The organism is Vibrio sp. J383, from assembly GCF_023503985.1.
GTDB classification, from domain to species: domain Bacteria; phylum Pseudomonadota; class Gammaproteobacteria; order Enterobacterales; family Vibrionaceae; genus Vibrio; species Vibrio splendidus.
The window spans coordinates 1307381-1322314 of the sequence record NZ_CP097294.1 but is presented as its reverse complement, the minus strand read 5'-3'; the positions used below and the strand labels follow the sequence as shown (position 1 = coordinate 1322314).

Annotated in this window: 15 protein-coding genes; 5 read left to right on the top strand and 10 right to left on the bottom strand. The window is 44.1% G+C overall.

The window, feature by feature from the left end; genetic code table 11:
* Positions 1 to 392: 392 nt before the first annotated feature.
* On the bottom strand, positions 393 to 1070 hold the full coding sequence (locus tag M4S28_RS22360; RefSeq protein WP_017088903.1) for an SH3 domain-containing protein: 678 nt from the start codon (positions 1068 to 1070) through the stop codon (positions 393 to 395).
* Between the two features lie 96 nt (positions 1071 to 1166).
* On the opposite strand from M4S28_RS22360, the gene M4S28_RS22355 reads away from it, so the two are divergent.
* Both M4S28_RS22355 and M4S28_RS22350 read left to right on the top strand, forming a co-directional pair.
* Positions 1167 to 1742: a hypothetical protein gene (locus tag M4S28_RS22355; protein WP_249632910.1), complete on the top strand. Its 576-nt coding sequence runs from the start codon at positions 1167 to 1169 to the stop codon at positions 1740 to 1742.
* A gap of 269 nt (positions 1743 to 2011) precedes the next feature.
* On the top strand, positions 2012 to 2254 hold the full coding sequence (locus M4S28_RS22350; protein WP_017062621.1) for a hypothetical protein: 243 nt from the start codon (positions 2012 to 2014) through the stop codon (positions 2252 to 2254).
* Between the two features lie 169 nt (positions 2255 to 2423).
* Here M4S28_RS22350 and M4S28_RS22345 read toward each other — a convergent pair whose 3' ends face one another.
* Positions 2424 to 2882 carry an Lrp/AsnC family transcriptional regulator gene (locus tag M4S28_RS22345; RefSeq protein ID WP_017078313.1) on the bottom strand — a complete coding sequence of 153 codons (459 nt, stop codon included), beginning with the start codon at positions 2880 to 2882 and terminating at the stop codon, positions 2424 to 2426.
* A gap of 149 nt (positions 2883 to 3031) precedes the next feature.
* On the opposite strand from M4S28_RS22345, the gene M4S28_RS22340 reads away from it, so the two are divergent.
* Both M4S28_RS22340 and M4S28_RS22335 read left to right on the top strand, forming a co-directional pair.
* Positions 3032 to 3961 carry a DMT family transporter gene (locus tag M4S28_RS22340; protein ID WP_229649578.1) on the top strand — a complete coding sequence of 310 codons (930 nt, stop codon included), beginning with the start codon at positions 3032 to 3034 and terminating at the stop codon, positions 3959 to 3961.
* Between the two features lie 158 nt (positions 3962 to 4119).
* Positions 4120 to 4602: an exoribonuclease R gene (locus M4S28_RS22335; protein ID WP_249632909.1), complete on the top strand. Its 483-nt coding sequence runs from the start codon at positions 4120 to 4122 to the stop codon at positions 4600 to 4602.
* A 144-nt stretch (positions 4603 to 4746) separates the two neighbouring features.
* On the opposite strand, the gene M4S28_RS22330 is transcribed toward M4S28_RS22335, so the two are convergent.
* The 5 genes from M4S28_RS22330 to M4S28_RS22310 form a co-directional block, all read right to left on the bottom strand.
* Positions 4747 to 6120, bottom strand: coding sequence for a sensor histidine kinase (locus M4S28_RS22330; protein ID WP_017093728.1), 1374 nt, complete (start codon positions 6118 to 6120; stop codon positions 4747 to 4749).
* Between the two features lie 66 nt (positions 6121 to 6186).
* Positions 6187 to 6918 (bottom strand): response regulator transcription factor, encoded by a 732-nt coding sequence (locus M4S28_RS22325; RefSeq protein WP_249633760.1) that lies wholly within the window; start codon positions 6916 to 6918, stop codon positions 6187 to 6189.
* A gap of 82 nt (positions 6919 to 7000) precedes the next feature.
* The gene (locus M4S28_RS22320; RefSeq protein ID WP_249632908.1) at positions 7001 to 7681 is read right to left on the bottom strand and encodes a spondin domain-containing protein; all 681 of its coding nucleotides are present in this window, start codon (positions 7679 to 7681) and stop codon (positions 7001 to 7003) included.
* A gap of 9 nt (positions 7682 to 7690) precedes the next feature.
* Positions 7691 to 8374 (bottom strand): spondin domain-containing protein, encoded by a 684-nt coding sequence (locus tag M4S28_RS22315; RefSeq protein WP_249632907.1) that lies wholly within the window; start codon positions 8372 to 8374, stop codon positions 7691 to 7693.
* A 387-nt stretch (positions 8375 to 8761) separates the two neighbouring features.
* Positions 8762 to 9103: a YggL 50S ribosome-binding family protein gene (locus M4S28_RS22310; RefSeq protein ID WP_108111254.1), complete on the bottom strand. Its 342-nt coding sequence runs from the start codon at positions 9101 to 9103 to the stop codon at positions 8762 to 8764.
* 254 nt (positions 9104 to 9357) lie between these two features.
* On the opposite strand from M4S28_RS22310, the gene M4S28_RS22305 reads away from it, so the two are divergent.
* Positions 9358 to 11385: a PhoX family protein gene (locus tag M4S28_RS22305; RefSeq protein ID WP_249632906.1), complete on the top strand. Its 2028-nt coding sequence runs from the start codon at positions 9358 to 9360 to the stop codon at positions 11383 to 11385.
* Positions 11386 to 11640: 255 nt separating this feature from the next.
* Here the strand turns inward: M4S28_RS22305 and M4S28_RS22300 are convergent, their stop codons facing one another.
* The 3 genes from M4S28_RS22300 to M4S28_RS22290 form a co-directional block, all read right to left on the bottom strand.
* Positions 11641 to 12261, bottom strand: a complete 621-nt coding sequence (locus tag M4S28_RS22300) for a LysE family translocator (RefSeq protein ID WP_102557313.1) — start codon at positions 12259 to 12261, stop codon at positions 11641 to 11643.
* Between the two features lie 136 nt (positions 12262 to 12397).
* Complete coding sequence (locus M4S28_RS22295; RefSeq protein ID WP_004731392.1) at positions 12398 to 13684, bottom strand: DEAD/DEAH box helicase; 1287 nt, start codon at positions 13682 to 13684, stop codon at positions 12398 to 12400.
* Between the two features lie 182 nt (positions 13685 to 13866).
* A complete protein-coding gene (locus M4S28_RS22290) occupies positions 13867 to 14850 on the bottom strand; it encodes a CobW family GTP-binding protein (RefSeq protein ID WP_054542330.1) in 984 nt (327 codons plus the stop codon).
* Between the last annotated feature and the right edge of the window lie 84 nt (positions 14851 to 14934).

Sequence of the window (14934 nt, the reverse complement as noted above, 5' to 3'; positions counted from 1 at the left end):
TTGATACTAGAAAGCCACTGAATTCAGTGGCTTTTTTATTGTCTGGTGCTTCGTATTTCGACTGTTAAGGTATTTCTACTGTTAAGTAAGAGGCAAAACGTTAAGCTTGGTTTTCCGAAGCTTCTGGATCGACGCTCTCTTTATCGACATCTTCCTTATCAAGAATCGGCAGCACCTGCTTTACGGAATCCCGACAACAATACTCTCATACCATAAAAACTGTAGATCCATTGTTTAAACGGAATAGCCAGATACTGCTTATATCGGATTAAATATAATGAGGCGCCCATAAAGAAGCCCACTCAGCGATAGAGTAAGATTTCAAAAGTTTCATTTATGAACGGTAACCCTAAGGAATATTAATACGTCCAACACTTAAAATGGGGCGATTTTTACTTCGTAAATATTTCATTTGTATTTACATCTAAATAAATTTTATTTTCAAGCGATAGTCCGCCGCAATAAATAAAATAGACATCTCGGTCACTGTACTTCACCGATTTCACCCAACCACCTAACTCCTCGAAATCACTTGGGTCACATTCGCCATCCGAGATCAGCTCTGCAACCGTATTGCGGAACGTCTCTTTATGGATCTTAAGATCGTCGGATTTAACCAAATATGAATCCAATATCTCTATGCTTTCTTTCTCAGAAATAATCACTTCATCATTAGATAGGCCAGACATCGAAACCCACTCAGCTGTCTGTGGCCCGCCTTCTTTTAGAACGATGTAATCTGAGATACGAGCCCATTCGCCTTGTTTCTCTAACACTTCAACCTTTTCACCTTTATAGAGGTAATCTGTTATCAACCCATCAATTTCAGGCTGCTCTACCACTTCGAGCTTTCTATCCAAAACGTAAAATTCGGTCTGTTCTGGTTCAGGCTGAAGATCCATGATGGGTGCGAGGTCAGAATCTGACTGCTGAGCAACTTCTGCAGCTGGCTCTTCCATTTTCTCTGGTGGAATTGGGTCTTTATTCATGACCAAGAAGTAATACGCCGCTCCTCCGCCCAATATTAACAACACAAGTAAAGCGATCAGCGCTTTTTTCATCAAATCCACCAGCTCTTCCGTTTTAGGTATCTTTCAAGTGTACATCAACTCATGCTGCTGCTCATCTATACTCTCTATAGAGAACGCAGTAAGTAGAGGAAAGTCATGAGTTTTTGGGTGACGGTTATCATTGTGAGTGTACCTTTGAGTGCTAATGTCGCGCTAGCAAACCATTGTGACCGTGAAAACTGGCAAGTACTGTTGGACCGCCAACTATCATTTGAAGGGCGGTACAACCAATACACTAAAGAATTCAACCAAGTTCTCTCAACCTATGAATCACAAACGCTGTTATCCAAACATTTCACCAAAAAGCAGATCATTGAACTTTGGGCAAAATACGAACAAAGGTTTAATGTACAGCTCAATAGTCATATGAATACTGCTTACGATGTCTCTGAGGTTCTATTAAAACAGGCATACGTTGTGTCTACCGAGCTAGATGGGGCGGAGTCTCTAACGCATTCTTGGCAAGCCGTCGCTAAACATTGCACCAACGCAAAACTACCGCGACAGACAGAAAGTGCGCAGGTGCATGTACAAAGCTCACAATCACTCTCGCAAGATCTCCATACGCTCAGTGAAAAGTTCCGCCAGCTGTCTTCAAAATACCGCAAAGAAGCCACGATGATTGACGAAGCACGTCACACAAACCAACCGACAAACGATGGCCCAAACTGAAAACATTACTAGGTTTCATCGCTTTATCGACTGGATTTTTCCGATAAATATGCTTCCCTCAAGCGAAAATAGTCAGATAACTCGTTAATCAAAGCTTTATCAATAAGTTGTAAAACTAATGTGCGAACTATCAACAATAAAGTTCAATTTCCGACCAATGCAAGCGAGTATGTGAGATATTCATCACAAAATAGATTTACAAACGCCAAGAAATTGTTATCATGATTATTCATATAACTTAATAACAAGAAACATTTTGGCTAGGTAATATGCAAAAAACTATGGCTTTCAACTGCTTGAGTAACACGGAATGGACTGCGGAGATAAGAGGTAAACTTTTATCTGTAGCTAAACACATGGAAGAGTTCGGTTCAGTAAGTGAGCTAGAGCTATGTAAGATATTTGGAGAGACAATTTGGAATGATGGTGTGGATTATCATTCACATGCTTTTTCATTCAGAATTAACGCTCAAACTGGGGATTGTTCAATCTCTAACTTTAAGTATCACTAAGTTTTGCACCTATCATATACGGAGTGCCTTTCACGAGGCGCTCCGTTTTTTATTGCTGCGCATCTGGTATTTGACGACAGTCTTTAAGAGCAGCGGCCCCCTAGTTTAACAACGAAAGTCATTTCGTTTTCAGCTCATTTCACCCAAAGACGTCTCCCCTACCTATAGCTTAGTCAGTATAAACCGGAAGTGGCGCATTGCCTTTCACTTGCCTAATCGCAAGATGAGTATGTATATCTTTTACGTTAGAGAGTCGCTGTAGCTTTCTTGTAAATGCTTCATAAGCCATAAGATTTGGACTGACAACTTCTAAAAGATAGTCATAAGCTCCGGATACAACATGGCAGCTGATGACCTCTTCCATCTCGACAATTGCACTTTCAAATTTATCGATCGACACTTCTTGGTGGTTGTTTAAGCTCACCTCAACAAACACACTCATTGCGATACCGACCTGTTCTCGTGACAGGCTCACACGATAGCCATCAATAATCCCTTTTTCTTCCAGTCTCTTGATGCGCCTCGCGCACGGTGAAGCCGATAAGCCAACCTCATCAGCTAACTCAGCCGTGGTTAGCCTGCCGTCTTTCTGAAGCAACTCAAGAAGATGTCTATCAATCCTATCCATAGCAAATACCGATCATTGGTTAAATTCGTTAATAATTTGGGGAATATTAGCAGAAATCATCAACAATAACTTAAGTTAGAACAAAACTTGCCAACCTGTGGCACACCAAGTACCCCATAATGAGTCATCATCCACTTTCCTTGTTTATTATGAAGCTTGGTTACCTATCTATTATTGTCACTCTGCTCATCTGGGCGAGCTTTTTCCTTTCTCTTAAAGGCGGCGCAAATTCAGACTTAACACCTGCAGACATCGCACTGACTCGATTCCTCATACCTGCATTGGTGCTATTGCCTTTGATGTGGAAAGCACGCAGTACGATCGCTGCTGTCCCGAATCGATACTTGGCCGGTATGTTTGTGGGGTGCGGGTTGCCTTATTTACTCGTTGCTGGGACAGCCATGCAGTTTGTTCCCGTATCACACGGGAGTGCTTTGGTTCCGGGAACGCTTCCTCTGTTCGTAACAGGAATCGCGGTGCTCTTTTTTAAACAACCGCTTAGCCGACACCGTGTCGTTGGTTTAGGTCTTGTTTTACTCGGGATATTGTTGTTTCTAGGAAATAGCTTAAGCAGCTTCAACTTTGAATACACCAAAGGTCACTTGTTGTTTTTGTGTGGCAGCTTAATGTGGGCGACTTTTACCATCTCAGCACGTGTTGCCAATCTTAATGCGCTTGTGAGTGCGGGTTTCATTTCATTTTGTTCCACTTTGCTGTTGCTGGTCCTTATCCTCACAGGAACCCTCCCTAGCCATTTAATGAGTACACCAATTGCTCAGTGGCCAGTCACAGAGCTTGCCGTACATTCAGTGGTGCAAGGCGTCGGCGCAGGCCTAATAGCGGCATTCACTTATCTCTATGCTGTTAATACACTAGGAGCAGAGCGATCAGCCGCCTTTGGCAGTGCAACACCCGCCGTTGCAACTTTGTTGGCGATCCCACTGTTTAACGAGATTCCAGATACGATGACTTGGTTAGCGCTTGGTTCAATTTGTATCGGCAGCTTGGTCGCGAGCAACATTTTCATGAGAAACGACCAGTCTATGCAGTATCAACCGCCAAGCCATAGCAAAGCCTGATACTGCGTTCAAACCTAAATACAGTTCCCCTAAACATCAATTTTAGGGCTTGTAGTACATAGATAAGCCTACAAACGTAGGCTTATCTAAAATCTGCTTTTTCTGAACTCGCTTCTCCATTAAACTGTCCGACCTTTTTGCAGATCCAAGAGAACACCATGCAACGCGATTACACTTTAACTTGCTTAAACAACATGCCTCGTGAAGAACTAAAAGAATTTAGTTTAAGAATGATTCATCGCCTTGTCCCTGAAGATGCAATGACGGAACTGTTTACGTTCGAACAGGAAGAAGTAACCAATGAAGAGCGTATGCAATCAGCGAAGTTTGATGCGATGTTGCGAATGACAGCAATCGCGCTTAGTGAAGTGAATCTTGCGTTTAGTGAGTCGGATAACTCACAGCAAAACATCGAGCGCATGACTCGACTGTTGCTTTGGCACTTCTATGCAATGTCGTTCAACCTTGAGCAAGCGATCAGCCTTGAAACTCACTGTGACAAAGTCGAGAAGATTTTGTCGAAAGCACCGACAGAAGCATTTGGTTGGGTAAAAGAGCTCACAGAGTTGCTGCACTTCTATGCTGAACTAAATGAAGGCAATGAAGGCAATGAAGGCAACGAAGCCAAAAAAGACGCATAAAGTCCCTTCAACTTAAAAACGTCTTAACTTAAAAGCTGCTCAACGAGTTGTTCGTTACTCAAGGAACAACTCGACTATCCCCTAGAACAGCGGCAAGTAGAACGATATCGAAAGAAAATAGAACTAAATCGAAGGCAGTCAGGGCTATACCGAAGGCAAATAGAAACTTTGTTGAAATGAGTTTTCTGCTTTTGTTGTTTCTAAAACACTATGATGCAACATCAGTATCGACTGAGCGATTTTGGTGCCAATACCTAACGAACCATTAGGGGCCTCTCGTTCAACTTCATTATGGATAACGACCTTCACCCGTTTTGAATCCGATTCTAAACCTACATCTAACGACACCATTGTTCCGCTCGGGCTATGCCTCAACGCATTATCTAGCAGATTCAAGATCAGCCTCTCAAGTAAATCACTGTCACCCACAGCCTTGATTCCAATAGGTATATTGACGTTCAACTCAACATTCTTGTGGCGATACTGGCTTTGAATCGTTTCTAAGCATTCGTTCATCAACACATTAAAATCGATTGAAGCGTATTGATACGTAGGCACAGGATTATCATTCTTGGCGCTATCGAGTAATGAATGGAGCTGTTCAGACAACTTGTTGCCATTGCGGTAAGCGACGTCAATCAACGGGTCTGACTTCGGATTTTGAATCTTCCACGTTTCTAGGTAGCCAAGAACACTCGATAATGGCGTTTTCAAATCATGACTGAGCTGTAATAAGCTTTGTCTGCGGTGTGATGACTGATACTCAAGCTGCAAAAACTGTTGTTGGATGTGTTTCGCCATCAATTGATAAGAACGTGCAATGGGCACCAATTCTGGCACTTGATGGACAAAGTTAGGTTCCAATCTAAAATCTTGCTCAGCTTGTTGCTGCAATTTATTGGTTACCGCCTCTATTGGATTCAACAGACTGCGTTTCACTAGCAGATAAGCTCCAATCGCAAAGCCAAAAATAGAAACCAACACAAGCCCTGCAAGTGCGATGTATGGTGTATCAACCTGAGAGTTGGTGATCACAGTATGGCGATTACTTCCTATCACCACATACAAATAACCCACCGTCGACCCTAGCTCTTCAATCGCCGCCACAGAAAATACTTTAGGAGAGCCTGGGTTGATCGGGTCTTCGCCCAAAATAGGATAAGGCTCGTCATTTAAGAACTGTTGAATGGGCGCTAGATCTATCTGATTGGCTAACACAGTGCCTTCAGGTGCTGCATTGGTGGTGATATTGCCCTGACTATCCAGAAAATAGATATCAAAATCAGGCCCTATCAACATCAAGGTATGGAATATAGATTTGAGTGCTTTGGGGTTGTAGTCGGTACCAATCATGAGAGGATTATCATCGCGCATATGAACTGCGAGCTCTTTATGTAAGCTCTGCTTAGTTCTTTGTTCTATGGTCTCTTTTTGCCAATGATAAGTGTAAGCAATCACCACACTTACCAACAAAAACCACAAACTTGTGAACAGCACTAAACGCGATTTGAAACTCATGTTCTCTCCTCGATGGCTCGTAGGTCTTACTGGCTTTTTAGTAAACTTAGGGCGCGACACATAGACCTAAACTTTCGACTCAAACTTATAGCCAACACCCCAAACGGTTTTAATGAAATCATCATCACTATTGGGCATCGCAAGCTTGCTTCTTAGACGGTTGACCGTGCTACACACAGTATGGTGATAGCCAGAGTGATGAGTATTCCAAACATGATCGAGCAGCTCGTCTTTGCTATACACACGGCCCGGGCGGGTTGCTAAGAAATGAAGTAAGGTAAACTCGGTAGCAGTAAGCGGTACATCTCGGTTATTGAGTGACACCTGATGTTGTTCAGGTTGAATAGTGAGCCCACCAAAATTCATAATCGATTCTGTTGTCATAGCCTCTTGAGTGACTGATTCAACATGGCTTAAACGGCGAAGTACGTTCCTCACTCTTGCTTGAAACTCGAGAACGCTGAAAGGTTTCGTTATGTAGTCATCAACACCGGCTTCTAAACCTGACACCTTATCTAGCTCAGCATCCCTTGCTGTTAGCATGAGTACCGGCGTCCAATCTTCTTGCTGACGTAACATTCGACAAAAATCAAGTCCATCTCCGTCAGGCAAGCCACGATCCAGTACGATCAAATCGAAATTACCATCTTTATAGAGCGCCTGAGCCTTTTCAATCACATTAGTTCTTATTACGTCATGACCTTGGAACTTAAGATGCATCTGCACTAGTTCAGCTAAGTCATCATCGTCTTCAACCAACAATATGTTTGCCATCAAATTTACCGCAGCACTATTCATGATCCCTGCTCTATTCGGAGTCTGCCTACCTTTCAATTGACCGGAACAGAGCAGGAATTCTTTCATCGTGCTTTCAACCCTATTACTCAGTTCGAGTAATGGTGATTCTTGCTCCTGGGTTGAGGAAACGATGGTTAGCACTTAAAGCAGACGTCGTAAGGCCGTCATCTTGGCTGATTACACCAGAGTGGAAACTCACTACATCGGTGTCGTCTCGTGTGGTATTAAAACCCTCACCACCGCCCGCAGGTCCCGGAATCGTTGCAGCAAGCTCGTCGTTCAATTCCGTTCCTGAATCCCAAACATTCATGTTCATCACAAAGGTATCACCCACGGCTAATGACTTAAGCGACAAACCGGATTCACCAACAAACGCATCATTGGTATTCACCAACATGGAAGCAACTGAGATATACCCTTCCTGATTTGGGTCAACACGAATAGACACCGTGTCGTGCTCACCTGAAAGAATCAGCCCATTGCCTGAGATGCCTTGATAAACATTGGCGTCACTGTCACTGAGCGCAAGCAATTGTGCATTACTGCCTCCTTCCGCCAAGTATTCCAGATCGACAGAGGCACTTTGCCCAACTTCAAACAGATTGAAGCTATTATTGTGAGTCAACACTGCGAGGGGCGACATTGGTTGATTGGGGGTGAGGTTAGTCACACTCACATCATAGCGATAGTAATCGTCGTCATCGTTCGGACAACCTGCTAACACAGCTACTGATGTAGCGATAAATAGAATTCTAGCTTTCATACATCCCCCTTACTTCACAACAATGGTGATAGTAGCTACAGGGTTTAACCAACGATGACTACTGCTATCGAGGTCACTGATGCCGCCAGCCGCGTTACTATCACCAATGTTGCCCGGATGAATATGAACCTTAGCGTTTGACACTGCAGTTTCAACTCCGGTACCACCAGCACCAAAGGTAATAAATGGCGGGTTTGGCATGCTGCCCGCTAGCTCATCATTGGCTTCTGTGCCTGCGTCATAGCCATTGAGGGTCGCTTTGTAGGTGCCCGCTTGAGTTGGGATTTTCCAACTGTCTAAGCCAACAAAGCCGTCGTTGGTTGGCAGTAGCATGGCACCCAATGACAAGTAAGCTAAATCACCGGTGTCGATATCAAACGTAGTTGCGACGCCCGGATTAAGAATACCGGTAGCTGGGTTTTCAACCACCACACCACCCGCATTTGCAATCAAACTCGATAGACCTGAAGTATCGCCACCTTCGGCCATCGATTCCAATTCCGCAGAAGCACTCTCACCCGTTCTAAACATGAACAAGCTGGAGTCATGAGCGGCTGCCAAGATAGGCGTAAAGTAGATCCCTTTCGTTGCGTTGGTAATGGTCACCTCAAGCTCTGCAGCCTGAACCTGAGCCGTTCCAAGGGTCAACATAGCCGAGCTGATCACTAAGCTGATTTGAGTACGTTTGTTCATTGTGATTCCATCCTTTATCGAGTCCTATCGTTGCCAGCAAAACGAATAACAGCGATATACCATTACCTTTGCCAGAACGAACTGTGGTGTTGTTGACTCTAAGAATGGCGATCAAATATATCAGCAACTTCATTGAATTCTCATAAAACTCTCACAAGTTTATTCAAACTTCTTACTATCCAGAAAGACAGACCTAAGAAACTGATATGTAAATAGAAACTCTCGTTCCAGAAATGAGAGGTACACAAGGAATCATGGTTCAAGAATAGCGCAGACCAAACGCAAAAAGGCCCAATCGATATACCGACTGGGCCTTTCACTGATGTATAAAGCTTCTCTCAGGAAAGCTCTATTCGCTTCCAACTGAGCTAGCCGAACAACACCAATTTAGAATGCGTAGTTTGCGTCAACAAGTTCGCTTACTTCTACTTTGCTTACTTCTGAGCGAGCTTCAAGCCACTGCGCTACTTGCAGTTGCTCTGCTTCTGTCACTGAACGGTAGCGCTCAATAGAACATAAGAAACCTTCGAACAGCTCTAAACCACCGCCACCAAAGCACAGGCCGATGCTGTCGATAAAATCGATAAATTCATCGATGAACACATCGTATTGGTCAAAATCAGCAATCGAAGTCGTGCAGCTTACTTCAAAACCTAGAATAGCGAATTCACCTAGGTATAACTTCTTGCGTAGGCGGCGATTTTTGTTTTCGATTTTATCTAATTTCATAACTGTCTCTCTTTTCGTTTGATAAAGCATTTATACACAGTTCTTCGTTAATTCCCAAGAGTTTTGTATTGCACTAGAGGCTTAGCCGCAAAAATCGTGCTACAGAAACAAAACCTTAATCAAAACTATAAAAATCTGTCACTTAACTGCTTCACGATTGCTCACACATCAGCCCAAGTTATTAACCAATTCATTAGTAAGTGGGTAAGTCATAAATAACGAATAATAAAGTCAGCCAACAGGAAGCAGTCCCGATGAGCAAGGAAACATTTGATAGCACTCGTTTTAACAAGAGTAACAACAAGCCTTTCGAAGAAGTTCTAGATGCGAACCTTTCAAGAAGAAACGTTCTGAAAGGCGGTTTAGGCATCAGTGCAATGACCGCATTTGGCGCGTTTGGTTTAGCGGGTCACAGCACGGCTAACGCTGCGACAATGCAAGCAACGGGCGCACAAAAAAGCACTGCAACACTTGCATTCGAATCGGTTAAAGGATCATTGACAGACAGTGTCGTTGTGCCGAAAGGCTATACAGCACAGGTATTAGTTCCTTGGGGTACTCCACTTAACAAGCAAGGCAAAGCTTGGTTAAAAGACGGCACCAACAACGCACAAGATCAAGCCAACGCATTAGGCATGCATCACGATGGCATGCACTTCTTCCCGCTTAATGGCAACAGCAATGATGGCTTATTGGTGATCAACCACGAATACATCGACCAAAAAGCGCTGCACGCCAACGGCCCAACATACAACGAAGGCGCTCGCCCTAGCCTTGATGAAGTACGTAAAGAGATCAACGCGCACGGCGTGAGTGTTGTTCGAGTGAAACTTGAAGGCAACCAATGGGTGATGGTCGATAACGATCCACTGAACCGCCGCTACACAGGCGCAACAGTAATGGACCTGTCTGGCCCTGTTGCTCACAGTGAATTTACCAAAACCAAGTTCTCACAAGACGGCAGCCAAGCTCGTGGCACGTTGAACAACTGTGGTAATGGCTACACGCCATGGGGCACTTACCTAACGTGTGAAGAAAACTGGCCGGGTTATTTCGTGAACAAAGGCGAGACAACGCCAGCACAAGAGCGTATTGGTATCGCAACCGACAAAACACGTTACGGTTGGGACACACTTTCAGGTAACAAACAAGAACGCTTAGACGAATTTGCACGCTTTGACGTAACACCAAGCGCTGATTCACCGATGGACGATTACCGTAACGAAGCACATGGTCACGGCTACATTGTTGAAATCGACCCATACACGGCGAACTCTCGCGCGAAGAAACGTTCTGCACTGGGTTGTTTCCGTCACGAAGGCTGTACGTTTGGTAAGTTGACCGAAGGTGAGCCGATCGTATTCTACTCTGGTCACGATTCTCGTTTTGAATACCTGTACAAATTCGTTTCTGAAGAGAAATGGGACCCGCGTGATGCAGAGCCGAGCAATCGCCTAAGTGCGGGTGACAAGTACATGGACAAAGGCACACTGTATGTGGCTAAGTTCAACGATGATGGTTCAGGCACTTGGCTACCACTGACTCTGAGCAGCAAGACGACAAACGGCGGTAAGCTAGGTGATTCATTTGATTCTCAAGCAGCACTTATCATTAATACCGCAGGCGCAGCCGACCTTGTAGGCGCAACGCCAATGGATCGCCCTGAATGGTGCTCTGTTGACCCGATGACAGGTACGGCTTACCTAACGCTAACTAATAACAACAAGCGTAAAGAAGCGAACTCTGCGAACCCTCGCGTAGACAACAAGTTCGGTCATGTTATTCGTTGGGATGAAGGCAAAACAGCAGGCGAGTTCGATTGGGATATCTTCGTATTTGGCTCTCCAGCAGTAGAAGACAAGTCTATTAACCGCTCAGGTCTAACAGACATGAACCAATTCGCAAGCCCTGACGGCTTAGCGTTTGATGCTCGTGGCATCTTGTGGATTCAGACAGATAACGGCGCAGACGAAGTAACTGGCTACACCAATGACCAAATGCTGGCAGTGGTTCCATCTCAGTTAACGGATGACAACGGCAACAGCGCGGTAATTGATGCAGACAACCAAGCACAACTTAAACGCTTCTTTGTTGGTCCAAACGGTTGTGAAGTAACAGGCTTTACCATCAGCCCAGATTTCAAATCACTGTTTGTGAACATTCAACACCCAGCAAACTGGCCATCGTCAGAAGATGCGACTGCACAGACTCAAGGCAACGTTCGCCCAAGAGCATCTACAGTTGTGATTCGTCGTGAAGACGGCGGTGAAATCGCAGTTTAATACGCAAATCTAGCTAAGATCAGCAATCTTACTGTTATCTAGCTTCTGTTCGCTAGCTAAGTGAAATCAAAAAGAGCGATAAGGCTAAATGCCCTATCGCTCTTTTTATATTCTATGCATTCTTCGGTTTGAGTAAGAATCCGAATCTTCAAAATTCATCGTCATCCTAAGTACTCATCATCCCGAGTACGCGTCATCCTCGAGAAGGAGGAACGACTGAGTCGGGAATCTCTGCTCGTTGTAGGCTAACCAGAATTAGCTCACGAACAACCACACACCAACGCCCATCATTAACGTACCTGCAATACGGTTCATCAACTTAACGTTATCGGCTTTACCAAGCATATGTTTTAGGCTCTTACCACCTGTCGCATACAAGGTCATGCAGACAAATTCAGAAACCAGAATAATAGACACTAAAATCAACAACTGCGGTGCTAAGTCTTTATTACTATTAATGAAAGGAGGCAATAACGAAATCATGAATGCCCAGCCTTTCGGGTTCGCAATCGCTGTCACGAAGCCTTGAACCACCAAGTCCCAATCATTGCTGACTTTTGTCGTTTGGTTGTCAGTACTGATCGCCAGCTTGCCTCTTGAACGCCACATCTGAATGCCTAAATAGAACAAGTAAGCTGCACCAACAAATTTGAAGCCCGTAAATAGCCACGGGTAGTTCAACATAATAGATGCAATACCCAATACCGCAGCAATAGAAACCACCGCAACACCAGCCAATTCACCGATCATCATCCATAATGTACGCTTGTATCCAACACTCATTCCTAGCGTCAAAGCCAAGGTCATACACATACCGGGCGTGATTGACACAAAGAAAAAAGTGGGAATAAAAGCCCAAAGTAGTGCGCTATCCATATTATTACCTTATCGACTTATTTTTATTTAAGTGTTTAGCTAGTTGAGCTGTCTTTCTAAGGAGCTACCTTATATTTAGCGACACAACGAAAAAGAGCCACAATACAGTGGCTCTTTTCCATTACCAACCGTAATTTTACTTACGACGGTTTTTAATTCGCTTCATCATAGTCAAACGACGTTCAGCGCTTGCTTGATCTTGAGGCTCTTCGTTCGCGTTGTTCTTACGACCCTGACGGTTTTTGTACGCCGATTTAGTGTTCAGCTTCTCGATGTAAGCATCACGTTTCTTCGGTTCATAACCCGGTTGTTCAACACGACGAATACGTTGTTGAATCAGTGTTTCAACTTGAACAACAGTCAACTCTTCTTCGCGGTTAACGAAAGAAATCGCATGACCTTGTTTACCAGCACGACCTGTACGGCCAATACGGTGAACGTAATCTTCCGCTAGGAAAGGCATGTCGTAGTTAATTACGTGTGGTAAGTCTTCGATATCAAGACCACGAGCTGCAACGTCGGTTGCTACCATCACACGTGCTCTGCCTTCTTTGAAGTCATCCAAAGCACGACGACGAGCGCTTTGTGCTTTATCACCGTGACAAAGTACCGCTTTAATGCCGTCTAATTTAAGCTCTTTAACAACGTCATTCGCTGTTTCTTTGTAGTTCACGAACACAAGCACTTGGCGCCAGTTTTTACGGCCAATCAGCTCAGAAAGCAGTTCTGTTTTACGCTCTTGATCCACAGGGTAAACCACGTGACCAACAGTAGAAGCCGTTGAGTTTTCGCGCTCAACACTAATACGTTTTGGTTTACGTAGAATATCAACAGACAGTTGGTTTAACTGAGTAGAAGTCGTTGCCGAGAACATCATGATTTGCGGCGATGTTTCTACATCCAACATGATCTTACGAACGGCATTGATAAAGCCCATATCAAGGATACGGTCAGCTTCATCGAATACTAGAAATTCTAGGTTTGCGATAGACACGTTACCCGCTTCTAAGTGTTCTTCCAAACGGCCAGGTGTTGCAACCAAAATATCCACACCCAGTTCTAATTGACGAACTTGTGAAGACATTTTGTTACCACCGTAAACCGCTGAAACGCTTAGTTCAGTGTATTTAACGTAGTCTTTAATGTTTTGAGCGATCTGCGCAGCTAGCTCTCGAGTTGGAGCAAGAATAAGGCCGCGAGCCGTTCCTCTAGACGCCTTTTTGCCGCTGTTCAAAAGGTGCTGAATAACAGGCAATGAAAATGCCGCTGTTTTACCCGTACCGGTTTGAGCAGTAGCAAAAATATCATGGCCTTTACGAGCCATTGGAATCGCTTTTTGTTGAATTGGAGTGAGTTTTTCATAACCACACTCAGTCAACGCTTTGACTAATTCAGGAGCAAAACCTTGAGAGGAAAATGACATTGTTACGGGTTCCTTAAGCAGACAGCCTACATTCTTATTTCAGCCGAGCACTATAAAGTAATTAGAGTGATTTATCTCACATTTATCGTGATATAACGCAAACTTTCTCATTTAATCTGGTGTTTACCCCACCTTCAACGAAGTAAACACCGAGATCATCAGTTCAAACAGTAAAAATGGCGCTATTTGATGCCACACAGCTTGAGTAGAATCTGCTCGAGATCGTCCCAAGGCATTAACTGCGAGTCGATCACTTCAAGACGAGACTCAAAGCCATCCAGTGTAATTTCGTTCACGGACACCACTTGATTCGCCACGTTAAACGCATAGCAACCTTGGTCAGTATTCACCACGGCTTTTACACGCTCAGCCGTTAGATCCGACAACATTGAGAATAGCGCATCGAAGTCGAACTTATGCTCTGCGCCAAATAGCCAACCGCAACTGAAATAGCCCTGACCTTTATTCTCTTTACGGATAAACGCTTCACCGGGAGGAAGTTGGAATTGAGGCTCTTGTTCAGCATGATCGTGATGATGCGCTTCAATGTGAGAGGAAGCACCACCGTATACTCTTTCAATGTCCAACACTTCCAATGGCACTTCACCATCGTGAATTAGCTTATGGAAGACTTTTGCTGGCGTTTGATCCGTCACCCAATCATTGAACACATCGATGTCTTCAGAATGAACAAGGTCAACCTTAGTACCAAGAATCACATCTGCACTGTCCAGTTGATCATTGAAATTCTGATTCGACGTGTACTTTTCATTGGATAGGTTTCGTGGGTCAACCAAGCCAAGCGTCGCTTTTAAATCAACATAAGGTGTGTATTGCTCTGAAGTTAGTGTCGCAATAACCTGTTTAGGGTGACCAAGCCCAGTTGGCTCAATCAATAAACGGTCCGGCTTTTGGCGCAGTAAGGCATTAATACCTACCGACATAGGCACACCTGCAGTACAACACATGCAGCCACCCGGTACTTCTTTAATTAAAGCACCTTGGTCTGTCATTAATGCGCCATCAATGCCGATTTCGCCAAACTCATTAACCAGGACAGCCCAGTTTTCATTCTCAGGTTTATTTTTGAGCAGGTTCAAAATAGCTGTCGTTTTGCCAACACCCAAGAAACCCGTAATTATGTTTGTAGGAACTTTTTTGGTCATATCAGTTCTCCTTTTTTAAGGAGTATATACACAATCACGGAGAAATTGACCCCAATCGCTTGTTTATACGGAGAATGATTTAAG